Source organism: Martinezella dioscoreae, assembly GCF_009176305.1.
In the GTDB taxonomy this organism is placed as follows: Bacteria; Pseudomonadota; Alphaproteobacteria; order Rhizobiales; family Rhizobiaceae; genus Rhizobium; species Rhizobium dioscoreae.
Map to the genome: position 1 here is coordinate 119,830 of NZ_BLAJ01000008.1, position 23,835 is coordinate 143,664.

A 23,835-nucleotide genomic window follows, 5' to 3' on the forward strand; every position below is an offset into this window, starting at 1 on the left:
GATTGGGCGTCTGGATGCCGGCGATGGAAACGATGGATCAGAACAAGGCCGATCTTCTGAATGTGGGAGGCTTGCCTCGCAAGCACACGGCGCGCGGCACAGCCTATCATGAAGTCGGCAAAGGTGAGCCGCTGGTGCTGATCCATGGTGTGGGCATGCGGCTTGAAGCCTGGATGCCACAGATCGAGGCTTTTTCCAGAAGCCATCGCGTCATCGCCGTCGATATGCCGGGTCATGGGGAAAGCGTTGGTTTGCCTCCGGGCAGCAAGCTGGAGGTCTTTGTCGCCTGGTTCGGCGGCTTTCTCGATGAGATGGCGTTCAGTGAGGTCAATGTCGCCGGCCATTCGATGGGCGCGCTCGTTGCCGGAGGGGCCGCCGCCACCTTCGGTGAGCGGATCAAGAGGGTCGCCTATCTCAATGGCGTCTATCGGCGCGATCCCGAGGCCAAGGCGGCCGTGCTGGCACGCGCAGCCGCGATACCGATTTCAGGTGTCGACAAGGAGGGCCCGCTGCAGCGTTGGTTCGGCGATGATGCTCGAAGTGAAGTCGGGCGGGAACTCACGCGGAACTGGTTGAGCCTTGTCGATCCGAAAGCCTATGCCACGGCCTATGCGGCTTTCGCCGGTGGCGATGAGACCTATGCCGATCGCTGGCCCGATGTCGGGGCACCGGCCTTGTTCCTGACGGGATCCGACGATCCGAACTCGACGCCACGGATGGCGGAGGAGATGGCGGCGGCGGCACCCAAAGGCTGGGCACGGATCGTCGAAGGGCACCGCCATATGGTGAACCTGACCGCGCCAGTTATCGTCAATGAGCTGCTTGCCGAGTGGCTTTCATGCGGGGAGGACGCAAGATGACGGCACAAGATTTCGATCCAAGGGCGCTGCGCGACGCCTTCGGCGCGTTTCCGACGGGCGTGACGGTCGTCACCGCGCGCGATCAGGCTGGTCTGCCGATCGGCTTTACGGCGAATTCCTTCACGTCGGTATCGCTTGAGCCGCCGCTTCTTCTTGTTTGCCTCGCCAAGACCTCGCGTAATTTCGCGGCCATGACGAGCGCGAAGCACTTTGCCATCAATGTACTCTCGGAGACGCAGAAGGCCGTCTCCAACACCTTTGCCCGACCCGTTGAAGACCGGTTTGCCGCCGTCGAGTGGACTTCCGGGGCGGATGGTTGTCCGATCCTCGCCGATGTCGCCGCCTGGTTCGAATGTGCCATGAGCGAAGTGATCGAAGCAGGCGATCACGTTGTCCTGATGGGACGTATCGTCTCGTTCGACAATAGCGGCCGCAATGGGCTGGGCTATGCCCGTGGCGGCTATTTCACCCCGATCCTGGCGAGCAAGGCGGTCTCCGCTGCGGCGGAGGGCAATATCGAGCTGGGTGCCGTTCTCGAGCGCGACGGCGAGATCCTGCTGCTCGGGGACGATGTTCTGGCTCTTCCCAATTGCGAGGGCAGGGAGGGCAGCCCCGCCGATATTCTCGGTCAGTATTTACGGACGCTGACCGGCCTTACCGTGACCGTCGGCTTTCTCTATTCCGTCTATGAAGGCAGGAGCGATGGCAAGCATCACATCGTCTATCGGGCCTTTGCTTCACAAGGTGAGCCGCGCGAGGGCCGGTTCCTCAAGCCGGATGCGCTCAAGACCGCGCATTTCAAGACCAGCTCCACGGCCGATATCGTCTCCCGCTTCGCGCTGGAAAGCCAGATCGGCAATTTCGGGGTCTATTTTGGCGACGAGACCTCCGGCATGGTGCGACCGGTTTCCGGAAAGGCGGTGCGGGCATGAAATTCTCTCTCTTCGTTCACATGGAGCGCCTCGACGCGAACCAGACGCATAAGAGCCTCTATGAGGAGTTCGTCGCGCTGTGCGAGATCGCCGACAAGGGCGGCATGCACGCGATCTGGACGGGCGAGCATCATGGGATGGATTTCACCATCGCGCCCAATCCCTTTGTGACCATCGCTGATCTGGCGCGGCGCACATCGCGGGTAAGGCTTGGCACCGGAACGGTAATCGCGCCCTTCTGGCATCCGATCAAGCTTGCCGGCGAGGCCGCCATGGCCGACATCATCTGCGACGGCAGGCTCGATATCGGCATTGCCCGCGGCGCCTATTCCTTTGAATATGAGCGATTGTTGCCGGGTCTCGACGCCTGGGGCGCTGGTCAGCGCATGCGCGAGCTGATCCCGGCTGTCAAAGGCATCTGGCAGGGGGATTACGCCCATGAGGGCGAGTTCTTCAAATTCCCGCCGACCACCTCGGCGCCAAAGCCGCTGCAGCAGCCCAATCCGCCGATCTGGGTTGCCGCGCGCGACCCGAATTCGCATGAATTCGCCGTCGCTAATGGCTGTAATGTCCAGGTGACGCCGCTCTGGCAAGGTGACGATGAAGTCGAGGCGCTGATGGGGCGGTTCAATGACGCCTGCGCCAAGAACCCGGACATCGAGCGACCGAAGATCATGCTCCTGCGTCATACCTATGTCGGCTCGTCCGAGGATGACATCGCGCAGGCCGCCCATGAGCTCAGCGTCTATTACAACTACTTCTTCGCCTGGTTCAAGAACGAGAAGCCGATCCATCAGGGCCTGATCGAGCGCATCCCGGAAGAAGACATTCGCGCCAATCCCATGCTGTCGGATGCGGTCATGCGCAGCAATAACGTCGTCGGCGATGCCCAAACCGTGATTGCCCGACTGAAGGCCTATCAGGCGATGGGCTACGACGAATATTCCTTCTGGATCGACACCGGCATGTCGTTCGAGCGCAAGAAGGCATCGCTCGAACGCTTCATCGCCGAGGTCATGCCGGCATTTGCGGAGTGAACGCCATGCAGCGCTTCCAGTATTACATCGGCGGCGAATTTCTGGATGGGGAAGCCCGCTTCCAGAGCATCGATCCCGCGACTGGCGACGTCTGGGCAGAAATGCCGGAAGCGCGGGAGGCTGATGTCGACCGCGCCGTCGATGCCGCCGAAAAGGCGCTTTACGAAGGCCCCTGGGCAAAGTTGACGGCGACGCAGCGTGGCAAGCTTCTCTACAGGCTCGCAGATCTCGTCGCGGCCAATGCGCGGAAACTTGCCGAACTGGAGACGCTCGACACCGGCAAGATCATCCGCGAGACCTCGGCGCAGATCGCCTATGTCGCCGACTATTATCGCTACTATGCCGGCATCGCCGACAAGATCGAGGGCTCCTACCTGCCGATCGACAAACCGGACATGGATGTCTGGCTGCGCCGCGAGCCAGTCGGCGTCGTAGCCATGGTCGTGCCCTGGAATAGTCAGCTTTTTCTCTCGGCGGTGAAGATCGGACCGGCACTCGCCGCCGGCTGCACCATGGTCGTCAAGGCGTCCGAAGATGGTCCGGCGCCGTTACTGGAATTCGCGCGCCTGGTTCATGAAGCCGGCTTTCCGGCCGGCGTCGTCAACATCATCACCGGTTTCGGCCCTTCTTGCGGCGCGGTACTCGGGCGGCACCCCAAGGTCGCGCATATCGCCTTTACCGGCGGACCGGAGACGGCACGCCATGTCATCCGCAATTCGGCCGAGAACCTTGCTTCGACCTCCTTGGAACTGGGCGGCAAATCACCCTTCATCGTCTTTGCCGATGCCGATCTCGAGAGCGCCGCGAATGCGCAAGTCGCCGGCATTTTCGCGGCAACTGGTCAAAGCTGCGTTGCCGGCTCGCGGCTGATCGTCGAGGCCAGCGTCAAGGATGCCTTTCTGTCGATCCTCAAGCGCAAGGCCGAGGCGATCCGCATCGGTTCACCGCTCGACATGGCGACCGAGGTCGGCCCGCTAGCTACGAAGCGCCAGCAGGACCATGTGGCCGCTCTCCTCGAGAAATCCATTGCGAGCGGCGCTCGGCGGATCACCGGTGGCCAAAAGCCAGACGGCGTGGGTTATTACTTCCCGCCGACGATCCTCGATTGCGATGGCGTCAACTCGCCGTCATTGGCCGAGGAATTCTTCGGGCCGGTTCTGTCGGTTGTCTCGTTCGAGAGCGAGGCAGAAGCCTTGAGGCTTGCAAACGATACCCGCTACGGCCTGGCATCCGGTGTCTTCACCCAGAATCTCACACGCGCCCATCGCCTGATGAAGGGCATCCGCGCCGGCGTCGTCTGGGTCAATACCTATCGCGCGGTATCGCCTATCGCGCCCTTCGGCGGCTTCGGCCTTTCCGGCCATGGCAGGGAAGGCGGGCTTGCGGCGGCGCTCGATTATACGCGCACCAAGACGATCTGGCTGCGCACATCGGACGATCCGATTCCCGATCCCTTCGTCATGAGATGAGACCGATGTTTTACGAGATCCGCACCTACCGGCTGAAGAACGGCACGACCCCGCAATATCTGAAGGTGGTGGAAGAGGAAGGGATTGCCATCCAAAAGGCCCATCTCGGCGATCTGGTCGGCTACTTCTACTCGGAAATCGGTGTCATCAACGAGATCGTGCACATCTGGGCCTATGCAAGCCTCGACGATCGCGAGGCCCGGCGCGGGCGGCTGGCCGCCGACCCCAAATGGCAGGCCTTCCTGCCGAAGATCCGCGACCTGATCGAACAAGCGGAAAACAAGATCATGAAGCCCGCCGGTTTCTCCCCATTGGGATGAACGGCGGGTGCGTAAGGCATGCCTCTAAAAACCGAAAACAAGGACAAGGGAACATGAAAGCAGGAATTGCACTCGCGGCCTTTGCCGCCATGATGGCCGCATCCATGCCCGCCAAGGCCGACACCATGGTCTTCACGAGCTGGGGAGGAACGACGCAGGATGCGCAGAAGGTCGCCTGGGCCAACCAGTTCACGGCAAAGACCGGTATCGGCGTCATGCAGGACGGCCCAACGGATTACGGCAAGTTGAAAGCAATGGTCGAAGCCGGCCAGGTGAGCTGGGACGTCGTCGACGTCGAGGGTGATTATGCCGCGCAGGCCGGCAAGGCGGGTCTGCTCGAAAAGCTCGACTTTTCCGTCATCGACAAGTCCAAGCTCGATCCGCGCTTCGTCAGCGACTATTCCGTCGGTAGCTTCTATTATTCCTTTGTTATCGGCTGCAACGCCGATGCGGTCAGCGCCTGCCCGAAGACCTGGGCTGATCTCTTCGACACGAAGAAATTCCCCGGCAAGCGCACCTTCTACAAATGGTCCGCGCCCGGCGTCATCGAAGCGGCGCTCTTGGCCGATGGCGTTCCCGCCGACAAGCTCTATCCGCTCGATCTCGATCGCGCCTTCAAGAAGCTCGATACGATCAAATCCGATATTGTCTGGTGGTCGAGCGGCGCGCAATCGCAGCAGCTGCTGGCCTCGGCCGAAGCGCCTTTCGGCAGTCTCTGGAATGGCCGCATGACCGCGCTTGCCAACAGCGGCGTCAAGACGGAGACCTCCTGGAGCCAGAACATCACGGCAGCGGATGCCCTTGTCATCCCCAAGGGTGCGCCGAACCTCGAAACGGCGATGAAATTCATCGCGCTCGCGACCTCGGCACAGTCGCAGGCCGATCTGGCGAAGGCCACCGGATATGCGCCGACCAACCTCGGCTCGGCGAAACTGATGGACCCTGAAATAGCCAAGACCTTGCCGGACCAGCAGACCGCCAGTCAGGTCAATGCCGACATGAATTACTGGGCCGCGAACAGGGATGCGATCGGCAAGAAGTGGTACGCCTGGCAGGCGCAGTAAGCGGCGGAGATGACCAGACCACCGCGGACAAATCTCCGCGGTGGGGCAATGCGAGGTCCAGGCCTGTGCCTAGCGATCGCTGCTCAACAGCGCCCATGGTGGGAAAGGATTGCCATGTCGACATACGTAGACGTCGCGGACGCGGCCGCACCGGCGCGCAAGACGGCAGGGTCGACCGGATTCGCGCAGGTCGCGCCGGCCCTCGCCTTCGTCGCGATCTTTTTCATCTTTCCGGTCATCGCGTTGCTTCTGCGCAGCGTGATGGAGCCGGCTTTCGGCTTCGGCAATTACGCCGAATTGCTGGGCTCAGAAACCTATCTAAAGATCTTCGCCAACACGTTCATCGTGTCGGGCGTCGTCACCGTCCTATCGCTGCTGATCGGCTTTCCCGTGGCATGGACGCTGGCGATCATGCCGTCGCGCTGGTCCTCGGTCGTCTTTGCGATCCTGCTGCTGTCGATGTGGACGAACCTGCTCGCGCGCACCTATGCCTGGATGGTGCTTTTGCAGCGTACGGGATTGATCAACAAGATGCTGATCGGCATGGGCCTGATCGACAAGCCGCTTGCCCTCGTCAATAACCTGACCGGTGTGACGATCGGCATGACTTATATCATGCTGCCCTTCATCATCTTGCCGCTCTACGGCGTCATCAAGAAAATCGATCCGGCCGTGCTGCAGGCGGCGGCACTGTGCGGTGCCAGCCGTCTGCAGTGCCTCACTCGCATTCTGATACCGCTTGCCGCTCCCGGCATGATGGCAGGAGCCCTGATGGTGTTCGTCATGTCGCTCGGCTACTACGTCACGCCGTCGCTGCTTGGCGGCACCGCGAACATGATGCTCGCCGAACTCATCGCCCAGTTCGTGCAATCGCTCGTCAATTGGGGCATGGGCGGCGCGGCCGCCTTCGTCCTGTTGGTCGTCACCCTGACGCTTTATGCCGTCCAGCTGCGGTTCTTCGGCGTTCAAAGCACGGGGGGACGCTGAGATGTTGCTGAATTTCGATCGTCTCGGCTGGTGGAAATATGTGCTGCTTGCCATCACCGTCCTGACCGCGGCCTTTCTTCTTCTGCCGATCCTGTTCATCGCCGCCTTGTCGTTCGGCTCATCGCAATGGCTGATCTTTCCGCCGCCGGGCTGGACCTGGCGCTGGTACGCGGAACTGCTTTCCGATCCGCAATGGCTGGCTTCCGCCTGGACGAGCTTCAAGATCGCTTCGATCGTCACGGTGCTTTCGGTGCTGCTCGGTCTTGTGACCTCCTTCGGCCTGGTGCGCGGGAAGTTCATGTTTCGCGATGCGCTGAAGGCACTGTTCCTGACGCCGATGATCCTCCCCGTCGTCGTGTTCGCCGTCGCTCTCTACGCCTTCTTCCTGCGAATTGGGCTGGGCGGCACCTTAGTCGGCTTCGTGTTGTGCCATCTGGTCCTGGCGCTACCCTTTTCCATCCTGTCGATCGCTGGCGCGCTCGAAGGCTTTGACAAGTCGATCGAGGATGCCGCCGTGCTTTGCGGCGCGTCTCCGCTCGAGGCGAAGATCAGGGTCACGCTGCCCGCCATCAGCCACGGATTGTTCTCGGCTGCCGTCTTCTCGTTCCTGACGTCCTGGGATGAGGTGGTCGTTGCGATCTTCATGGCGAGCCCGACGTTGCAAACGCTGCCCGTCAAAGTCTGGGCGACGCTCCGGCAGGACCTGACGCCGGTCGTCGCTGCTGCCTCCACACTTCTCATTCTTTTGACGGTCATGTTGATGACGCTGGCCGCGATCGTGCGCAAGGTTCTAAAAAAATGAGCGAATCCTTCCTGAAAATCAAAGGCATCCGCAAGGAATATGGTCCCGTCGTCGCGGTCCACGACGTCAATCTCGAGGTCAAGCGCGGCGAGTTCCTGACCTTTCTCGGCCCCTCCGGCTCGGGCAAGAGCACGACGCTTTATATCCTCGCCGGTTTCGAGAACCCCACCAAGGGCGATATCCTGCTGAACGGCGAGACGCTGCTGTCGACACCATCGCACAAGCGCAATATCGGCATGGTGTTCCAGCGCTATACGCTATTTCCGCATTTGACCGTCGGAGAGAATATCGCCTTTCCGTTGAAGGTGCGCCGCAAGCCCAAGGCAGAGGTCGACAGCCGTGTCAGGGAAATGCTCCGCCTTGTCCGGCTGGAAGGCTTCGAGGATCGCAAGCCCGCGCAAATGTCCGGCGGCCAGCAGCAGCGCGTCGCTCTTGCGAGGGCACTCGCTTATGACCCGCCGGTGCTTTTGATGGACGAGCCGTTGTCGGCTCTCGACAAGAAATTGCGCGAAGAAATCCAGCACGAGATCAAAAGGATCCACGAGCAAACCGAGGTAACGATCCTCTATGTGACCCACGACCAAGAAGAGGCTCTGCGGTTGTCCGATCGCATCGCCGTCTTCTCCAAAGGCATCATCGATCAGATAGGAACCGGCCCGGAACTCTACGCCAATCCACGCACTCGTTTTGTCGCCGAGTTCATCGGCGACAGCGACTTCATTTCCTGTCATCTGCTTTCATCGGACAATGGCCAGGCGACGATCTCACTCGGCGACAAGATCATCTTCGACAGCATCCCGGTTCACGGCCGGCCGGCGTCGGGGAGCAAAGCGGCGTTGATGTTGCGGCCGGAACGCATCCGGCTCGGGCGCGAGGCGGGTGTGAGCAAGGGCCTCAGCGCGACCGTCAACGATATCACTTTCCTCGGCAACAACGTGCATGTGACGACACGGATCGCCGCCGGCGAAACCTTGTCCGTGCGCCTGCCCTTCGGCCACGAAGCCATCTCGGGTCTTAGCCGCGGCGATAACGTGCATCTGGAGTTCGATCCCGACGCCGCGCATGTCTTCTGTTAGCGCTGACCGGAGGCTGGCGTTGTCGAAGCGCGATGAAGACAATGGCAGCGAGGACGGCAGCGCTATTTACGCCAGAGTGCGTTCTATACCATGTAGAGCTTCCCGGATTTGTATTGCGCAGCCGCCAGCCGTTTTTCATCGATGAAAAATACCCTGCAGATTTGGTTGTTTATCGCCCTGGCATCTCGCCCTATGTCTGCCTGCAACGATAGATGATCGTGGAGGACGACATGCTGACCAAACCCGATGGCACGACCACAATGGCGCTCTGGAATGGCCGGGAAATTCCACGCCTGGGCATGGGATGTTGGGCGATCGGCGGACCGTTTTATGCTGGCGATGTGCCGCTCGGCTGGGGTGACGTCGATGATGATGAATCGGTCCGTGCCATCGACCGGGCGGTGGATCTCGGCATTCGCTTCTTCGACACCGCCTCGAATTACGGGGCTGGGCATTCCGAAGAGGTGGTCGGCAGGGCGATCGGCAATCGGGACGATATCACCATCGCCACCAAATTCGGCTTCGCGACGGACGAGAAGACCAAGCAAGCCACGGGCGCCTTTTCCGATCCTGCCTTTATCCGGCAGTCCGCTGAGACGTCATTGCGTCGCCTGCGCCGTGATCGTCTGGATCTGCTGCAGTTCCATCTTAACGATTTTCCGCTCGAAGCTTCTGACGAGGTATTTGAGACACTTGAAGCGCTCAAGGCCGAAGGCAAGATCGATGCTTTCGGCTGGAGTACGGATCATCCGGACCGCGCCGCACGTCACGTGCATCGCTCAGGGTTCGTTTCGGTTCAGCATACGATGAACGTCTTCGAGCCGGTCCCGGCGATGATCGATGTCATCGAGCGTAATGGTCTGATTTCCATCAATCGCGGTCCGCTCGCCATGGGGTTGCTCAGCGGCAAGTTCACGCCTGACAAGGCAGTCGGAGAAAAGGATGTGCGTGGTGCGAGCCTCGACTGGATGGTCTACTTCAAGGACGGCAGGATTGCTCCCGAATTCGCCGCGCGCCTGGAGGCGGTCCGCGATCTGCTGACCGAGGGGGGCCGCACGCTCACACAGGGTGCGCTTGCCTGGTTGTGGGCGCGTTCGCCGCGCACCCTGCCAATTCCCGGCTTCCGCACGGTTGCTCAAGTCGAAGAAAACGCCGGAGCCTTGGCCAAGGGACCGCTGCCGGCAGATGTGATGGCGGCGGTCGATCAGGCGCTGGCGGGTCTCCGGTCGTCGCTCCACGAATAGGCTGACGGGACTTACGGGTTAGGTCTCTTTGCCGTCGTGTCGCGGCCGCGATAACCCATCGGCGATGCGCTCTCAATTGGAGTTTCATTGGGCCGCAGGCAGGCATAACCGCGTAGGACAATCTCGTGGATTTCAGCGGCTGGTGATCTAGGTTGGAAGGGTCGTGTGTTCGACTCCCATCAAGAGCTCACCCCTTTCCTTTGTTCATCCTGCCTCAAGAACCACCTTCCCAAACCCACCACCCGCCTCCATGCGGCGATGGGCATCTGCGGCTCTATCAAGTGGAAAGACTTCGCCGACGAGTGGCCGAAGCCGTCCATCACCGAACATCGGAAGCGCGTTGTCCGCAAAACGCCGAACCATGGCGCGCTTTTCCTCGATGGCGCGGGACTTCATAACAGTCCCGATCACCTTCAGGTGCTTGTAGAGCACCGTATCGAGCGGAATGATCGCGTTGTCGTCCCGTCCCAGCAGCCCGACCTGCACCAAACGCCCGCCTTCAGCAAGGCTGCGGATATTGCGTGCCGAATAGCTTCCGCCAACGAAGTCGATGATTAGATCGGCGCCGCAGGATCCAGTCGCATCGATGATCTTCGCCTCGAAATCCTGCCGGCGGTAATCCCACACAGCCTCGGCGCCAAGGGAACGAACCTTATCGATATTGTTTGCGGAGGCAGTTGCGAACACTCTGGCTCCCATCGCCACCGCAAGCTGGACCACAGCGGATCCGATCCCACCGGCGGCGGCATGGACCAGCACGCTTTCTTCTGGCCGTATCTGGCCGAGATGGCACAGAGCTTCGTAGGCGGTAACGAAGCTTTCCATGACCGCCGCCGCTTCTACATAGGACATACCGGCTGGTATGTGGACAGACAGGCCACTGTCTGCTCTGGCGACTTCCGCATAGGCTCCGCCGCCGACGATCGACATGACACGGTCGCCGACGGAAAACTCCGAGACGGCCTCGCCGACAGCGATGACCTCCCCGGCGACCTCGAGGCCGAGGATAGGACTGTCTCCAAAGGCGCGCGAGCCATAATGACCTTCGCGCTGAAGGAGGTCAGCCCGATTGACGCCAGACGCCATGACCTTCACGAGGATGTCGCTCGGCCGGAGCTCAGGATAAGGAACCTCTGCGAGCCGGAGCACATCCGGCCCACCAAAGTCGTCGAAGATGATCACTTTCATTGGTCCATCCTTACCTGGCGAGAGCACGCCGTGCGATGCTTGCGGCAAAGAGCGGCGTCTCGCGTCGATTGTGATCGCCACCGGCCGCCTGCCGGGCGGCGGCTGCGTCCTCGTAAGTTACGCCGTGCTCTTCCAAAAAGGTCATGAAAGCATCCGTCGGATGCGCCGTCACACGATTGGTGTAGCGCGTCCGGTTTTCGTCGATCTTCTCGGCGATCAGTTCCCAGACCACGTTGACCTGCGTGCGGCCGTTCGCCGTGAACACATCCGAGATGGAGTTCATGCGGCAATAGGCAGCCTCGGCAGCCTCGGCGACATAGTGCTGGACGACCAGTCCGGAGCCGATCTGTTCGACGTTGATCGACATGCGACGCCCATCATCCGTCCACGTGATACCGGCTGCGATATGATCCGGCGCGCAGCAGCGCAGATATTCGGCTTCCGGCAGCGTGAAGAGCCAATCTGCGATGTCGACCTTTTCGAAGGGGACATCGATGTCGGCCGAATATGCCGACCGCGAGAGAATTGTTTCGAGAACCTTGACCACGTTGTACTTCCTTCTGTTGAGTGACGGGCTAGACAAGCGCCCTGTTGACGAGAAGGAATGTGCTCCGGATGTTCTTTGATGATAACGATCTCAATGCTCGAAACCGTTTTGCGCTGTAGGCAAAGATGAGAGATCCACGTTTTGCCGAACATCTGGCCGTCTACGTCGAGGTTGTCCGCTCCGGGAGCTTTTCAGCTGCGTCCCGTCGGCGTGCGGTAACCCCTTCGGCGATCGTTCGCCAGATCGATGCGCTCGAGCAGGATCTTGGCGTTCGACTGCTGGTTCGTTCCACCCGGGCCCTTTCCATGACCGATGCGGGCCGGCATCTCTATGACCGTGCCCAGCGTCTGCTCGATGACCTGGCCGACACCCATGCCGAAGTTGCCGCGTTCGACGGTTCTGTCGGTGGCACCCTGCGGATTGCCTGTTTCCCGACGTTCGGCAAACGATACGTCATTCCGATCCTGGGTCCGTTGATGTCCGAATATCCAGCTCTCAGGGTGGAACTCGATCTGACGGAGCGCCTCGCGGATCCCGTGGCCGAAAGACTCGATCTGGTCATCCGCATGGGTGAGCTTCAAGACAGCTCGCTGATCGCCACAAAGATCGCGCCTCTGACGCGGGTCTTGGCCGCAAGCCCGGTCTATCTCGAGCGCTTGGGGATGCCACAGTCATCAGACGACCTTAAAAGGCACAGACTGCTCGACAAGCTTCACGGGAATGATCTGCTGGGCTGGTCGGATCTCCTGGGCAGCCCGGCCAGCGATAAGGTGTGCGACCGCGTCGCCTTCCGCTCGGACGACTTCGAGGCATTGAACAGTGCGGCGATCGCTGGAATGGGGATCGCCCTGCTTCCGGCCTGGGTATCAGGACCGTCAATCAAGGCAGGCGAACTGATCCGCATTCCGCTGGACGACGAGGCATGGAACGGCAAGCCTCCGGGCATCCACCTCCTGCGCGCGCTCCATGAGCCATCGGCGAAGGTTCGAGTGTTCACGGACAGGCTCAAGGCCTTTATCGGATCGCCGCCCATCTGGTCATGACGCCGTCTGCAAACCAAGCCCGTCAAAAGTTCGCAGTTTCAAACGCGCGTCGAACTCGCCTTTTTTCTGTTGCACTGAAAGTTCGCATCCCTTCAAGAGCTTCGAATATTGCGATTGCTGAAGAACTCTATATCGCTACGCCTAAGCCCAGCTCGTTTAGAAAGACGTGCTTTCGGGCGATGTCCCGGCATAACGTATGCCGATAAACGTCATCAGACTGGCGACTGCGAAAACATTGATAGTCAACAGGGTAGCGATTTGATCGCTGGTCCACGGAAAGACGGGCTCTTCAAGCCTCCACCAGCATATCGCGAAACAGATGAAGATGAAGCAGGCGACACCCCGCTGCCACCATTTCTCATCGGGTTGGAACGAAACCAGTGTCAGCACCATGCAGGGTGCAAGAAATAGGAGCGTAGCAGACGCTCTTCCGAAAAGGACGGATTCGCATACTGTATCGACCGTGCCGATCAGCGGCAGCGCCAACCGAGCACTGAACGGCGATTTTCTGGCCACCAATGGGATCGCCAAAAATAAGGGAATCGCGGCGAGCGTTATAGCTGACGTCGCTACGCCATCGCCAACCAGCCACCAGACATAAAATGGATAGAAGGGTTTATTGGCTATGATAATCCAGGCAATGGTAACCGTTGCCCCAGTCCTTGGATCCAGCGCCGGCTGCCTCATTCCGCCGGCCTCAGAAGATAGTGGCCTACCCCCCAGACATGACCCTTATCATGGCCGAACAGGCCTGCGGTGGCCAGGAAAAAGAGCCGCCAGCGGCGCTGCCAGAGCGCGCTGTCCCTGCCATAGACTTTAGCGAAGATCGGCTGGATACGATCGATCTCGCGGTCGAAGTTGGCGAGCCAGTCGAGCGCCGTCCGGCGGTAATGCGTCCCGGACCAGCGCCATTCCAGTTCGACTGAAAACAGGTCGGCAAAGCGATGCGGCAAATCATGTGCCGGCATAATACCGCCGGTAAAGAAATGACGGGCAATCCAGTCGGCCGGATCCTGATGGTTGAAGCGATAGGAGCGGTCCTTGTGGGTGAAGACATGGAGGAAAAGCTTGCCCTGCGGATTGAGCCATGCGCGGACACGCTCCAGCAAGGTGCGCCAGTTGGACATATGCTCGAACATCTCGACCGAGATCACACGATCAAAGCGTCCCTCGGTCGTAAAGCCGTTCATATCTGCCGTGATGACGGTAAGATTGCCAAGACCGTGCTTGTGCGCCATGGCGAGAATGTATTCGCGTTGTGAGGCGGAGTTTGAAACCGATGTAATTCGCGAATTGGGAAATTGCTGTGCAAGATAGAGCGACAGTGAACCCCAGCCGCAACCCAGTTCCAGGATACTGTTTCCATCTTTGATTTCGGCATGCTCTACAGTTTCGGCAAGTGCATAGGTCTCGGCTTCCGCCAGCGTTGTATGGGGGTTCGGATAAAGGCAGCAGGAGTATTTTCGTTGAGGCCCGAGGGTCAGGCTGAAGAATTCCGCCGGGACTTCATAATGCTGGCGATTGGCTTCATCGGTATGCGTCGCTATCGGAAAATTGCCCATTGCCTCGACAAACATATTTTCAGCATCTTGCGAAGTCGTCGATAGGCGGTGTTTCGTGCGTGCACAGAGAAAATCTATTCCAGCCAGCGTCATGCTGTCCGTAAGCGGTGTGCGCTCTGCGGCGTTGATCGCAAATGCCAGCATATTCATAGACTATTCTCCTTGGGAAACGAATTCGGTTTTGCGGGGGCCTGGAAAGAAGGCGTTCACGCGCTGCCGTAGAGCGCGAAATTTATCGCCGCGCGAGCGCAGCATATGCTCTTCCAACGGGGGAATTCCGGATACATGCACCAACAGCCAATACATCAACGCCGGTGCGAGCAGCGATAGAAAACTCGTAGGCGAGCTTGTGACGGCGAATAGTGGAAGGCAACACCAGAACAGCCACTCGAAAAAATAGTTGGGATGGCGGGAATAACGCCACAACCCCGTCTCGCACACCTCACTCCTGGCTTCCGGCCTTCGACGAAATCGGGCGAGCTGTGCGTCCGAAATTGTCTCGCCGGCGAGAGCCGTGGCGGCAAGTAACACGGCAAGCCAATCCGTTACTGCCGGATAGGCCTTGTCATTCATCGCCGCGAGATAGATTGCGAATACGAGGACGAAAGCCGCAAGCGCCTGAACCTGCAGAAAGATAAAGAGCCGTGAGCCGGCACTGGCGCCCCAGTCCTTCATCAGTTTGGCATAGCGCGGATCTTCTCCGCCGCCTTTGGTGCGAACTCCAATATGCCAGGCGAGCCGCAGCGCCCAGGCTGCCACGATGAGTATCACCATCATCCGGCGCGAGAACGGACCGTCTGCGCAGCAAGCAGTGAAGATGCCGCCCAAGCCCACAGCCGCAGACCAAATGGTGTCGATCCACCCACTCATACCGGTTGTCCGCTGCACGATCCAGGCGCCGGCCATCGCCAGCGATATGCCGACAACCACGAGAGCTAAAAGAAACCAATCCATCCGTTCGCTCGCATTGATGCGCTCTTGTGTCTCTATGCATTATTTACGGACGGTCGGTTGAACCGGTTTCGTGCTACTCGAAAAAATCTCTCTTTGTGCGAAACCAGCAGCCGCCGCCCTCCGTATCTGTCTTGAAAGCCAAGAGCTTATTGCGGGAGACGAGGGTTTTATGGGTCACTACGATCGAAAAGGCGGCCGCCGCCTGAGCATTGCGGTCATAGGCAGCGGTATTTCGGGACTTTCGGCTGCTTGGCTCCTTTCGAAGCGGCACGATGTGACCGTCTTCGAGGCCAGCGATCGCGTCGGTGGCCACAGTAACACGGTTAACTTCCAAAGCACCTCAGGGCCTGTCTCTGTTGATACCGGCTTCATCGTCTACAACGAGGTTACATATCCCAATCTGACGGCTTTGTTCCGCGCGCTCAGCGTGCCGACGGCTGCCTCCAACATGTCCTTTGCCGTTTCGATCGACGACGGTGCCTATGAATATTCCGGCGGCACCGGGCTTGGTCTCTTCGCGCAGAAATCGAATATCGTCAGCCCGCGTTTCTGGTCGATGATGCGCGATCTGGTGCGCTTCTACCGTAATGCTCCGCGGGACTTGCCCGACATGGACGGCATTTCGCTTGATGAGTATCTCTGCCGCAACGGCTACGGCTGCGCCTTCCGCGACGACCATCTCTACCCGATGGCGGCTGCGACCTGGTCGACCCCGGCTATGGAGATCGGCGCTTATCCAGCGGCAAGTTTTGTCCGCTTCTGTAACAATCATGGCTTGCTCAATCTATGGGGCCGCCCTGTATGGCGCACTGTAAGGGGTGGCAGCCGCGAATATGTTGCCCGCATGACCAACAGCTTTTTCGACCGCATCCGGTTGTCGACGCCAGTAAAGTCGATAAGGCGCGGATCACAGCGCGTAGAGCTTGAGGACGGCACCGGCGGCCATCAACTCTTCGACGATGTGGTGATAGCCACCCATGCTGACCAGGCGCTTCGAATGCTTGTGGACGCAAGCACCGAGGAAAGACGTATTTTGGGTGCCTTCCGCTATTCGCGGAACGAGGCGGTCCTGCATGGCGATGTGGCGTTGATGCCAAAACGGCGGGCGGCCTGGTCGAGTTGGAACTATGTGGCCGATACGCGAGATGGGCCAATTCAGCCCTCCATTACCTATTGGATGAACAAGCTGCAGCCGTTAGGAGCGGCACCGCCGACCTTCGTCACGCTTAATCCGCGACGGGCGCCGAAGGTGGAAACCGTCATCTGCCGTGAGACATATCAACATCCCGTTTTCGATCTCCTGACCGATCGCGCACAGAAGGAAATCTGGTCGCTTCAAGGTGTCCGCAATACCTGGTTCTGCGGCGCGCATTTCGGCGCGGGTTTTCACGAGGACGGCATTCAGGCGGGCCTTGCGGTTGCCGAGGATCTTGGCGGCTTGCGGCGACCCTGGCAGGTGCCGCAGGAAAGTTCCCGGATCGTGCGCAAGCCGATTGATCGCTTCGCCGAGCTGTCGTTGGACGTGGAGGTTACCGCATGAGCGCGGACCTTCAATCTGCACTCTTTTCCGGCCTGGTCACGCATGCTCGTGTAAGGCCGAAGCAGCACAAGCTGATCTACAGGATCTATTCTCTGCTGCTCGATCTTGATGAGCTTGACCAGATCGATCGGCGGCTCCGCCTTCTTTCCATAGATCGTTTCAACATTTTTTCTTTCTATAGCAAGGATAGGGGCGATCGATCAGGGGACGATCTGAAGAAGCAGGTCGAGAGGAGTATGCGTCGCGTTGGGGTTGAGCCGGATGGCGGTCCGGTGCGGTTGCTGACGATGCCGCGACTGTTCGGTTGGGCTTTCAATCCGCTCAGTGTGTTCTTCTGTTACTCGAAGGATGCGTCGCTCAAAGCCATCCTCTGGGAAGTGGACAATACGTTCGGTGAGCGCCATGGGTATATGATCCCGGTGGAGGCGAACGACGGATCGCAAATTATTCAGCGATGCGACAAGGCCTTCTACGTCTCGCCCTTTATGGACATGGATTTGCGGTATGAGTTCCGCGTGTCGCCCCCAACCAACGTTCTTTCCATCCGAATCGAGACTTTCGATCGCGATGGGCCGATACTCACAGCCAGGCATATCGCCCGTCGCAGCGAGCTTACGGACGGCGCATTGCTAAAGGCATTTTTTGCCATCCCTTTTCTCACACTTCGTGTTGTCGGAGGCATTCATTGGGAAGCGTTCAAGATCTGGCTGAAAGGTATCGGTTTGCGCATACGCCCCCTTCCTCCCGAAAGTCCTGTTTCGTTTGTTAGTCCATCTCCCGCTGACGGGAAAACACGCAATTCCAAGGTTGAAGTTCATGAGCCATTTTGACGAATTCTCCGGCGCTTCGATGCGTGCGTCCCATAGGACTGAGAGGTTTGGTCTTGTCGGCCGCCTTCTTATGAGCTTGTTGCGCGACGTTCGCTACGGCCACGTGAGGATTTCGTTGCCATCAGGGCAGATCGTTGAAAAGTCCGGCGCTGAACCAGGGCCGGAGGCTATCATCAACATGCGGCGTTGGCGCCTGTTGCCTCGCCTGATGCTTGCGGGAGATATCGGCTTTGCGGAGAGCTACATCAATGAGGACTGGACGACTCCCGATTTGACCGCAGTCATCCGCTTCGCGGCCAAAAACATCGAAGCATTAGCGCCGGCTATCGAAGGCAGCACCACGATGCGGTTCTTCAATAGGGCAAAACATCTTCTCAACGCCAATACGAAGCATGGCAGCCGTCGCAATATCGAGGCACATTACGACCTCGGCAACGATTTCTACAGCCAATGGCTCGACCCCACGATGCTGTATTCGTCGGGAATTTTTGACGATTCAACATTCACTCTCGAAGCCGCCCAGCAAAAAAAACTTGAGCAAGTTCTCAAAAATCTTGCCCTCGATCCTAGCCAGAGTGTGTTGGAAATCGGCTGCGGCTGGGGTGCTCTTTCCGTATTCATGGCGGCCCGTGCCAACGCCAAGGTGACCGGTATCACTTTGTCACCCTCACAGCTTACCTGGGCGAGGCAGGCGGCCGCGAATGCCGGCGTGACAGAGCTGGTGGACCTGCGCCTGGAAGATTACCGTGATCTTAAAGGTCAGTTCGATCGGATCGCTTCGATCGAAATGTTCGAGGCAGTCGGCGAAGCCTATTGGCTGGAATACTTCGCAACGTTGAAACGTTGTTTGAGACCAGGTGGCAAGGCTGTGCTGCAGGTGATCTCAATTGATGAAAAGCGTTTTGATGCCTATCGGCGCGGCTCGGATTTCATCCAGAAGTATGTTTTCCCCGGTGGCTTTCTGCCCTCCGATCCCGCATTGGAGGAAGCTGTTGCAAAAGCGGGCTTCAAGCTCGCGGCAAGAGAGCATTTTGGCCAATCCTACGCGCGGACACTTCTTGAGTGGCGCACCCGTTTTCATGCGCGCTGGCCTGCCATTGCGGCCCTAGGCTTTGACGAGCGATTCCGGCGCCTTTGGCACTACTACCTTTGTTATTGCGAAGCCGGCTTTGAGGAGGGGAGCATCGACGTCGGACTTTATACACTTGAGCACGCATGAAGGTCGGCGGTTAAAAGGAGATCCAGGTATGAGAGCGATGATTGGAGCGATTGTTTACCTGGCCGCAGCGTCCGCAACTAATGCGCAAGCGGCCGGAATCGAGGGCCTATGGGCTCGGGCAGATGGCAACGCCAAAGTGAGAGTTGCCCCCTGCGGATCGGACATCTGTGCAACAAATACCTGGATCAAGCCGGGAACGCCAAGCGAAAGGGCTGGTGACAAGCTGGTGATGACGATCAAGCCCGATGAAGATGGCTTCTATTCCGGCGAGGCTTTCGATCCCCAACGTGATTTGAGCTACCGGATTACAGTGAAAGTGGATGGCGATCGCATGTCCACGAGGGGTTGTGTTATTGCCGGCCTGATTTGCCGGGGCGTCGATTGGACACGCATCCGCTGATCGACCGAAGGAAGGCCGCTATGGAGAATGTGGTGAAAACTTATGTCGTCGCCTATGTTGTCACATTGGTCGTGTTCGTCGTTATCGATTTTATCTGGTTGAACAGCATGACAGATCGTCTTTACCGGCCTGTAATGGCAGACATGCTTACAGCTGACTTCCGGCTCGCGCCTGCCATCGCCTTCTACCTGATTTATGCGTTTGGACTTACGGTTCTCGCTGTTCGCCCGGGGCTGATCGGGGAGTCGATCCAGACTGCTATAGTGTGCGGGGCGATGCTCGGCCTTACGGCTTATGCTACCTATGATTTGACCAATCAGGCGACACTCAGGAACTGGTCGACTGTTCTGACCTTGGCCGATCTATGTTGGGGTACGATCGTCTCAGGCATTGCCGCCGGTTGTGGGCAAGCGGTAACGGCGCGCCTCCTCGGATCTCTTACACATGGCTGAGGATCAGGTATGCGTTGTTGTTGGCGACAGCTTGCACATTCAGCGATTTAGCTGCCAAATTTCGAAATTGAGCGCTATCGCGAAGGCAACCCAAACAGCGAGAGGCGCAAGGCTGTAAGCAGCGATCCGGTCGAGGAGGCGAAACTTGAGGATTGTGAGGAGGATTAAAATCCATTGCGGAACGATGTTGATAAGCCCAAGTAGCGGGCTATGAAGCGCAAAGAACGCCCATGACCATGCGGCATTGAGCGCCAGTTGCAGATAAAAGCAAATGAGCGCCGCCGACTTTTGCGGTTGATCACCTGGAAGTATCCATATGCGCCAGACCGCAAAGGACATAAGTGCATAGAGGCTTGCCCAGACCGGCCCAAAGATCCAATTCGGTGGATTGAATGCGGCCTTGGCAAGGCCGGCATACCAACCCTCAATGTTCGGCAAGGTCGCCCACTGTCCGAGAACAAGGGTTAAGATGACCGGGGTCACCGCGAGGCCGGCCTTCAGCAAAGGCTTTTGTTGGTTCACTGTTTTTCGCGGCATCATGATCTCTCTTCTCGCCCGCTTCCTGCACGACGTTTCCCAAACCGAAACCTTTGTTCCTGCTCTTCAAATCTGATACGTGGATTTTTCTGGATCGGATCATGGGATCCATGCGGCATTGCCCATCGTAGAAAGCGCATGTATGTTTCAGCACCGCCTATCGATAGCCGTGGCAAACAGAACAGCATCATCTCCTTCGAAAGGAGACGAGCGGTGACGACTTTGCACGAGCACGATCCATTGTCGCGAGAAGCGGTCAATCAACTTGTTCTGGCGATAGCAATCCGTCAGGATCGTCAGGCCTTTGCCGAGCTCTTCAATTTCGCGGCGCCCAAGATCAAGGCGTTCATGATGCGCTCGGGCTCGACGGCTGAAACTGCCGAAGAAATCGCCCAGGAGGCGATGCTTGTGGTCTGGCGCAAGGCGACTTATTTCGATCCGGCGCGTGCCAATGCGATGACATGGATTTTCACGATCGCCCGCAACTTGCGGATTGATTTTCAGCGGAAATCAAAATCGTCAAATCAGTCGTATGGTGACGAAACTGAGGTCATGCAGGCCGCTGAACCCACGCCTGAGGAGATTTTGTTTATCAGGGCGGACGAGGAAAAGGTTCGCGCCGCGCTTCAAGCGCTGAGTTCCGAACAGGAAGAGATCATCAGATTGTCCTTTTTCCGTGATCGTCCTCACTCTGAAATTGCAAGGGAATTGGATTTGCCGCTTGGCACTGTGAAGTCTCGTATCAGGCGTGCACTTGGAAAACTTAGGGACATGCTGGAAGAAACATTATGACGAATAAGCATCATCCCAGCGATCAGACTCTCCTGCGTTTTGCTGCAGGCACGTTGCCGGCCGGTCCTTCACTCGTCGTTGCCGCTCATTTGAGTGGCTGCCCCTTCTGTCAGAGGCGTGTAGTTACGTTCGAGGCCGTTGGCGGGGAGATGCTGATCCGGACGGAACCACAGGCGCTTTCTCCTGGAGCTCTCGAACAAACGCTTGCGCGTTTGGATCAAGACGGGAATCCCAGCCATATCGCGCCGCGTCGATCACGGGCTTCCGTCGATGGCATCATTCTTCCGAGCCCATTGGCTGGTTGCGAAGTTGGTCCCTGGCGCCCCGTAGGGCCGGGAGTCAGGCTTAGCCGTATTCGCGTGCCTCACGCACCAGAAGCAAACGTGATCCTGCTGAAGGTAAAAGCGAATAAGCACATGCCGGCGCACGGGCATACGGATCTCGAGGTGACGCAGGTTCTGAAAGGATCGTTTTCGGATGGCAATAATCGTTACGAGCCGGGTGACTTCGTCGAGGGTGATGATGAGACGGATCATAGCCCGGTGATCGGCGGCGACGGCGAATGCATATCCCTGGCGGCTATCGAGGGACATGTCCTCTTTAAGGGATTTCTTGGAAGGTTGCTCGGGTCTTTTGCCGGCATCTGATTGCGTTTGATCGACTGCTAAGGGGAGAGGCCGCAAATCGTTTGTTTGGAACAATAATTCGTTCTAGTCATTTCGGTTGTGGAGTTCAACGGAGAGTAGACCCGGTAGTGTTCGGGTGGAGACGGAATAATTCTGATCGAAAGGCCAATACAGGGGCGCCTCAAAAAAAGTCAAAGCCCGGATGTACACTTGATTGAGAGAGGAGCTAAGGATTAATCTTAGCGTTAGTCACATATCGGGGTGACGTATCAGAGGATTTGTTCGCGCAATCGGAAGGGCAATACTGTTGAAATTAATCGGCTATCCCCAATTTCGCTCCTATAGGCAAGGGATCGAGTATTATGGACCGAGATCAGGATCAGCAAGAGGCAAGGCAAGCTGGTGAACGGCTTGTAGCGGCTCATTCGAGCGAAGACCCTTTCGCCGCGGCATTCAAGGCAACGCGTATGCCGATGATTATTACTGACCCCAATCAACCTGACAATCCGATCATCTTTTGCAACGGAGCCTTCGAACGGTTAACGGGATATTCGAACGACGAGTTGATCGGGCGCAATTGTCGAATTTTGCAAGGTCCAGGGACGAGTCGGGAGACTGTCGCTGCCGTCCGCGATGCACTTGCCGGCGGGCGCGGTGTCTCCGTCGACATTTTGAACTATAAGAAGGATGGCAGCGCGTTCTGGAATGCACTGTTCATCAGCCCCGTTTGGGACCGCCAAGGTCGGATTATTTATTTCTTCGCTTCGCAACTCGACTTCACGAACATCAAAAGCAGGGAAGCGGATCTGGCATCAGCCCGTCATCAAGCCGAAGAAGAGGTCAGAGATCGCACCAACGATTTGCGCGCCGCACTTGCGGCAAAGACCGTGTTGATTCACGAAGTCGATCACCGTGTCAGAAACAATCTTCTGACCATGGCTTCGATCGTCAAGATGCAATTGAGGTTGACGGGGGACCATGGCCAGCAAAATGCCCTGATGTCCGTGCTCAACCGAATCGAAGCAATAAGCATTGTCCAACGTAAGCTTTTTACAACCAACGACGTCACTCGCTTTGATTTGGGTGATTTCGTGTATGAGCTCGTTTTGGACCTGCTCGGAGCTATCAAGCGTGATGATATACGACTGACACTCGATATTTCGACGGCTTATGTTCCGGCGGCAAAGGCGTCGCCGCTTGCACTTATCGTGAACGAGCTGGTCGGCGACGCCCTCCGCCGTGGGATCAGGGACAGCGGAGGCGACATTCATGTTGTCGTCAAGCGCTTCAACGACCGCCTTCTTATCAGGGTGGAGGACATATCAGAACCCGTGTCTCCCGATGAGGTGAGCTCAGAATTGGGCCGGCTGATTCTTGACAGATCGGCGCTGCAAGTTGGTGCCATGATAGATCGAAAGCGCGAGGGGCGGCACACAACCGTGGACCTCACTTTACGGGTTGAAAGCTAGAAGGAAATACTGCTTTGAAAGTCATGATCGTTGAAGACGAAATGTTGCTTGCGATGGAGCTCCGATGGGAGATCGAGGCTGCCGGTCATACGGTTGTCGGACAGGCGGCAAGTGGCGCTCAAGCACTGGAACTTTTGGAAACGTCTCCACCGGAATTTGCATTTGTGGACATCCAGTTGCAGGACGGTCCGAGGGGAATCGATTTTGGGCGAGCGCTGGCTGAAAGGAGTATCCCGTTCGTCTTCGTCAGCGGCAATATCAAGAAGCTGCCGCCGGACTTCGCGGGCGCGATTGGCGCTATCGAGAAGCCTTACACGATGAACGGAATTTCGAACGCTCTCGAATATCTGTCCGCCGTCATTACTGGTGATGAGGACAGATCGCCGCCAGCAAGCCTTGTGCTTGCTCAAGACACTCTCCAGACCAATCCCAGCAAGAGTGTGCAGTGAATTTAAGTCCTGGATTCTCAAATGGCGGTAGAGAGTCCGCAAACGGTTCGGCTGCCCGTCCTTGACCGGTAGTCAGGCTGGATTCTTTCGACAACTGGCTCTGATTATGAAATCGGCCCGAACCGATAGCTCCGAGAAATTTGCTTGAGAGACCTGTGCGCGGGTATGCTTTCCAGTTGAATTTGCTGCATTGTCTTGGAATAGAAAGCCTGCTAGGCGCATCGGCACGCCCGACTTGGACCGGCGACCGTTGGCAGGGCGTGACGTTTGTCACCTACCCAACTGCTGCAACGATCTTCAAACTGCGTTTCATATGTAGGCGATGGCGGTCAGGCGGATTTGAACACCTGCCTTCGCCAGGCCTCGCTAGCGCATTCGGCGCAGACCATAGCTTCGCTTCCAGGTGCCGAAGATCTTCTCGATGCGGCCACGAATG

General features: G+C 58.1%; 26 protein-coding genes. 20 read left to right on the top strand and 6 right to left on the bottom strand.

Features of this window, described 5'->3' with window-relative positions; translation table 11 throughout:
* Window positions 1-23 precede the first annotated feature (23 nt).
* The 10 genes from GDN47_RS25590 (at window position 24) to GDN47_RS25635 (ending at window position 9,791) form a co-directional block, all read left to right on the top strand.
* Entirely contained in the window at window positions 24-860 is an 837-nt protein-coding gene (locus tag GDN47_RS25590; protein ID WP_173002569.1) for an alpha/beta fold hydrolase, read from the top strand.
* A complete protein-coding gene (locus GDN47_RS25595) occupies window positions 857-1,792 on the top strand; it encodes a flavin reductase family protein (protein WP_113396230.1) in 936 nt (311 codons plus the stop codon). The genes GDN47_RS25590 and GDN47_RS25595 overlap by 4 nt, the downstream gene beginning before the upstream one ends.
* Complete coding sequence (locus GDN47_RS25600; RefSeq protein WP_113396229.1) at window positions 1,789-2,829, top strand: LLM class flavin-dependent oxidoreductase; 1,041 nt, start codon at window positions 1,789-1,791, stop codon at window positions 2,827-2,829. The genes GDN47_RS25595 and GDN47_RS25600 overlap by 4 nt, the downstream gene beginning before the upstream one ends.
* 5 nt (window positions 2,830-2,834) lie before the next feature.
* Window positions 2,835-4,298 (top strand): aldehyde dehydrogenase, encoded by a 1,464-nt coding sequence (locus GDN47_RS25605; RefSeq protein ID WP_152094547.1) that lies wholly within the window; start codon window positions 2,835-2,837, stop codon window positions 4,296-4,298.
* Window positions 4,299-4,303: 5 nt separating this feature from the next.
* Window positions 4,304-4,618 (top strand): NIPSNAP family protein, encoded by a 315-nt coding sequence (locus tag GDN47_RS25610; protein ID WP_113396227.1) that lies wholly within the window; start codon window positions 4,304-4,306, stop codon window positions 4,616-4,618.
* 53 nt (window positions 4,619-4,671) lie between these two features.
* Complete coding sequence (locus GDN47_RS25615) at window positions 4,672-5,682, top strand: ABC transporter substrate-binding protein (RefSeq protein WP_113396226.1); 1,011 nt, start codon at window positions 4,672-4,674, stop codon at window positions 5,680-5,682.
* 114 nt (window positions 5,683-5,796) lie between these two features.
* Complete coding sequence (locus tag GDN47_RS25620; RefSeq protein ID WP_152094548.1) at window positions 5,797-6,669, top strand: ABC transporter permease; 873 nt, start codon at window positions 5,797-5,799, stop codon at window positions 6,667-6,669.
* Window position 6,670: 1 nt separating this feature from the next.
* Window positions 6,671-7,471, top strand: a complete 801-nt coding sequence (locus GDN47_RS25625) for an ABC transporter permease (RefSeq protein WP_152094549.1) — start codon at window positions 6,671-6,673, stop codon at window positions 7,469-7,471.
* A complete protein-coding gene (locus GDN47_RS25630) occupies window positions 7,468-8,547 on the top strand; it encodes an ABC transporter ATP-binding protein (protein WP_113390906.1) in 1,080 nt (359 codons plus the stop codon). The genes GDN47_RS25625 and GDN47_RS25630 overlap by 4 nt, the downstream gene beginning before the upstream one ends.
* 230 nt (window positions 8,548-8,777) lie before the next feature.
* Entirely contained in the window at window positions 8,778-9,791 is a 1,014-nt protein-coding gene (locus GDN47_RS25635; protein ID WP_113396318.1) for an aldo/keto reductase, read from the top strand.
* Between the two features lie 204 nt (window positions 9,792-9,995).
* Here the strand turns inward: GDN47_RS25635 and GDN47_RS25640 are convergent, their stop codons facing one another.
* Together GDN47_RS25640 and GDN47_RS25645 are read right to left on the bottom strand one after the other, a co-directional pair.
* Window positions 9,996-10,979, bottom strand: coding sequence for an NAD(P)H-quinone oxidoreductase (locus GDN47_RS25640; RefSeq protein WP_113396222.1), 984 nt, complete (start codon window positions 10,977-10,979; stop codon window positions 9,996-9,998).
* A 10-nt stretch (window positions 10,980-10,989) separates the two neighbouring features.
* Complete coding sequence (locus GDN47_RS25645; RefSeq protein WP_113396221.1) at window positions 10,990-11,526, bottom strand: hypothetical protein; 537 nt, start codon at window positions 11,524-11,526, stop codon at window positions 10,990-10,992.
* 125 nt (window positions 11,527-11,651) lie between these two features.
* Here GDN47_RS25645 and GDN47_RS25650 point away from each other — a divergent pair, with 125 nt between their 5' ends.
* Window positions 11,652-12,569, top strand: a complete 918-nt coding sequence (locus GDN47_RS25650; RefSeq protein ID WP_113396220.1) for a LysR family transcriptional regulator — start codon at window positions 11,652-11,654, stop codon at window positions 12,567-12,569.
* 156 nt (window positions 12,570-12,725) lie between these two features.
* Here the strand turns inward: GDN47_RS25650 and GDN47_RS25655 are convergent, their stop codons facing one another.
* The 3 genes from GDN47_RS25655 to GDN47_RS25665 are packed head-to-tail and all read right to left on the bottom strand — an operon-like array spanning window position 12,726 to window position 15,085.
* Window positions 12,726-13,256: a hypothetical protein gene (locus tag GDN47_RS25655; RefSeq protein ID WP_113396219.1), complete on the bottom strand. Its 531-nt coding sequence runs from the start codon at window positions 13,254-13,256 to the stop codon at window positions 12,726-12,728.
* Window positions 13,253-14,281, bottom strand: a complete 1,029-nt coding sequence (locus GDN47_RS25660) for an SAM-dependent methyltransferase (protein WP_113396218.1) — start codon at window positions 14,279-14,281, stop codon at window positions 13,253-13,255. The genes GDN47_RS25655 and GDN47_RS25660 overlap by 4 nt, the downstream gene beginning before the upstream one ends.
* A gap of 3 nt (window positions 14,282-14,284) precedes the next feature.
* A complete protein-coding gene (locus tag GDN47_RS25665) occupies window positions 14,285-15,085 on the bottom strand; it encodes a DUF1295 domain-containing protein (RefSeq protein WP_113396217.1) in 801 nt (266 codons plus the stop codon).
* A 169-nt stretch (window positions 15,086-15,254) separates the two neighbouring features.
* Between GDN47_RS25665 and GDN47_RS25670 the strand changes: the two genes are divergently transcribed.
* Genes GDN47_RS25670 through GDN47_RS25690 form a run of 5 tightly spaced genes read left to right on the top strand, consistent with a single transcriptional unit; the run spans window position 15,255 to window position 19,526 of the window.
* Window positions 15,255-16,625, top strand: a complete 1,371-nt coding sequence (locus GDN47_RS25670) for an NAD(P)/FAD-dependent oxidoreductase (RefSeq protein ID WP_152094550.1) — start codon at window positions 15,255-15,257, stop codon at window positions 16,623-16,625.
* Complete coding sequence (locus tag GDN47_RS25675) at window positions 16,622-17,455, top strand: DUF1365 domain-containing protein (RefSeq protein ID WP_113396215.1); 834 nt, start codon at window positions 16,622-16,624, stop codon at window positions 17,453-17,455. The genes GDN47_RS25670 and GDN47_RS25675 overlap by 4 nt, the downstream gene beginning before the upstream one ends.
* On the top strand, window positions 17,442-18,674 hold the full coding sequence (locus GDN47_RS25680; RefSeq protein WP_113396214.1) for an SAM-dependent methyltransferase: 1,233 nt from the start codon (window positions 17,442-17,444) through the stop codon (window positions 18,672-18,674). Before GDN47_RS25675 ends, GDN47_RS25680 begins: the two co-directional genes overlap by 14 nt.
* Before the next feature lie 28 nt (window positions 18,675-18,702).
* Window positions 18,703-19,074, top strand: a complete 372-nt coding sequence (locus GDN47_RS25685) for a DUF2147 domain-containing protein (protein ID WP_113396213.1) — start codon at window positions 18,703-18,705, stop codon at window positions 19,072-19,074.
* 32 nt (window positions 19,075-19,106) lie between these two features.
* Entirely contained in the window at window positions 19,107-19,526 is a 420-nt protein-coding gene (locus GDN47_RS25690; RefSeq protein ID WP_162759602.1) for a DUF2177 family protein, read from the top strand.
* Between the two features lie 39 nt (window positions 19,527-19,565).
* Here GDN47_RS25690 and GDN47_RS25695 read toward each other — a convergent pair whose 3' ends face one another.
* Window positions 19,566-20,066: a TspO/MBR family protein gene (locus GDN47_RS25695; protein ID WP_233790129.1), complete on the bottom strand. Its 501-nt coding sequence runs from the start codon at window positions 20,064-20,066 to the stop codon at window positions 19,566-19,568.
* A 210-nt stretch (window positions 20,067-20,276) separates the two neighbouring features.
* Here GDN47_RS25695 and GDN47_RS25700 point away from each other — a divergent pair, with 210 nt between their 5' ends.
* The 4 genes from GDN47_RS25700 to GDN47_RS25715 all read left to right on the top strand — a co-directional run bounded on the left by GDN47_RS25700 (window position 20,277) and on the right by GDN47_RS25715 (window position 23,399).
* Window positions 20,277-20,855: a sigma-70 family RNA polymerase sigma factor gene (locus GDN47_RS25700; protein WP_233790131.1), complete on the top strand. Its 579-nt coding sequence runs from the start codon at window positions 20,277-20,279 to the stop codon at window positions 20,853-20,855.
* A complete protein-coding gene (locus GDN47_RS25705; RefSeq protein ID WP_152094551.1) occupies window positions 20,852-21,502 on the top strand; it encodes a ChrR family anti-sigma-E factor in 651 nt (216 codons plus the stop codon). The genes GDN47_RS25700 and GDN47_RS25705 overlap by 4 nt, the downstream gene beginning before the upstream one ends.
* Window positions 21,503-21,840: 338 nt before the next feature.
* On the top strand, window positions 21,841-22,950 hold the full coding sequence (locus tag GDN47_RS25710; RefSeq protein ID WP_371865535.1) for a PAS domain-containing protein: 1,110 nt from the start codon (window positions 21,841-21,843) through the stop codon (window positions 22,948-22,950).
* Between the two features lie 14 nt (window positions 22,951-22,964).
* On the top strand, window positions 22,965-23,399 hold the full coding sequence (locus tag GDN47_RS25715; RefSeq protein ID WP_113420100.1) for a response regulator: 435 nt from the start codon (window positions 22,965-22,967) through the stop codon (window positions 23,397-23,399).
* Window positions 23,400-23,835: the final 436 nt, after the last annotated feature.

Coding starts and splice junctions, on each gene's coding strand:
- GDN47_RS25590 (WP_173002569.1), top strand. CDS start 24: ATGGAAACGATGGATCAGAACAAGGCCGATCTTCTGAATGTGGGAGGC.
- GDN47_RS25595 (WP_113396230.1), top strand. CDS start 857: ATGACGGCACAAGATTTCGATCCAAGGGCGCTGCGCGACGCCTTCGGC.
- GDN47_RS25600 (WP_113396229.1), top strand. CDS start 1,789: ATGAAATTCTCTCTCTTCGTTCACATGGAGCGCCTCGACGCGAACCAG.
- GDN47_RS25605 (WP_152094547.1), top strand. CDS start 2,835: ATGCAGCGCTTCCAGTATTACATCGGCGGCGAATTTCTGGATGGGGAA.
- GDN47_RS25610 (WP_113396227.1), top strand. CDS start 4,304: ATGTTTTACGAGATCCGCACCTACCGGCTGAAGAACGGCACGACCCCG.
- GDN47_RS25615 (WP_113396226.1), top strand. CDS start 4,672: ATGAAAGCAGGAATTGCACTCGCGGCCTTTGCCGCCATGATGGCCGCA.
- GDN47_RS25620 (WP_152094548.1), top strand. CDS start 5,797: ATGTCGACATACGTAGACGTCGCGGACGCGGCCGCACCGGCGCGCAAG.
- GDN47_RS25625 (WP_152094549.1), top strand. CDS start 6,671: ATGTTGCTGAATTTCGATCGTCTCGGCTGGTGGAAATATGTGCTGCTT.
- GDN47_RS25630 (WP_113390906.1), top strand. CDS start 7,468: ATGAGCGAATCCTTCCTGAAAATCAAAGGCATCCGCAAGGAATATGGT.
- GDN47_RS25635 (WP_113396318.1), top strand. CDS start 8,778: ATGCTGACCAAACCCGATGGCACGACCACAATGGCGCTCTGGAATGGC.
- GDN47_RS25640 (WP_113396222.1), bottom strand. CDS start 10,979: ATGAAAGTGATCATCTTCGACGACTTTGGTGGGCCGGATGTGCTCCGG.
- GDN47_RS25650 (WP_113396220.1), top strand. CDS start 11,652: ATGAGAGATCCACGTTTTGCCGAACATCTGGCCGTCTACGTCGAGGTT.
- GDN47_RS25655 (WP_113396219.1), bottom strand. CDS start 13,256: ATGAGGCAGCCGGCGCTGGATCCAAGGACTGGGGCAACGGTTACCATT.
- GDN47_RS25660 (WP_113396218.1), bottom strand. CDS start 14,281: ATGAATATGCTGGCATTTGCGATCAACGCCGCAGAGCGCACACCGCTT.
- GDN47_RS25665 (WP_113396217.1), bottom strand. CDS start 15,085: ATGGATTGGTTTCTTTTAGCTCTCGTGGTTGTCGGCATATCGCTGGCG.
- GDN47_RS25670 (WP_152094550.1), top strand. CDS start 15,255: ATGGGTCACTACGATCGAAAAGGCGGCCGCCGCCTGAGCATTGCGGTC.
- GDN47_RS25675 (WP_113396215.1), top strand. CDS start 16,622: ATGAGCGCGGACCTTCAATCTGCACTCTTTTCCGGCCTGGTCACGCAT.
- GDN47_RS25680 (WP_113396214.1), top strand. CDS start 17,442: ATGAGCCATTTTGACGAATTCTCCGGCGCTTCGATGCGTGCGTCCCAT.
- GDN47_RS25685 (WP_113396213.1), top strand. CDS start 18,703: ATGAGAGCGATGATTGGAGCGATTGTTTACCTGGCCGCAGCGTCCGCA.
- GDN47_RS25695 (WP_233790129.1), bottom strand. CDS start 20,066: ATGATGCCGCGAAAAACAGTGAACCAACAAAAGCCTTTGCTGAAGGCC.
- GDN47_RS25705 (WP_152094551.1), top strand. CDS start 20,852: ATGACGAATAAGCATCATCCCAGCGATCAGACTCTCCTGCGTTTTGCT.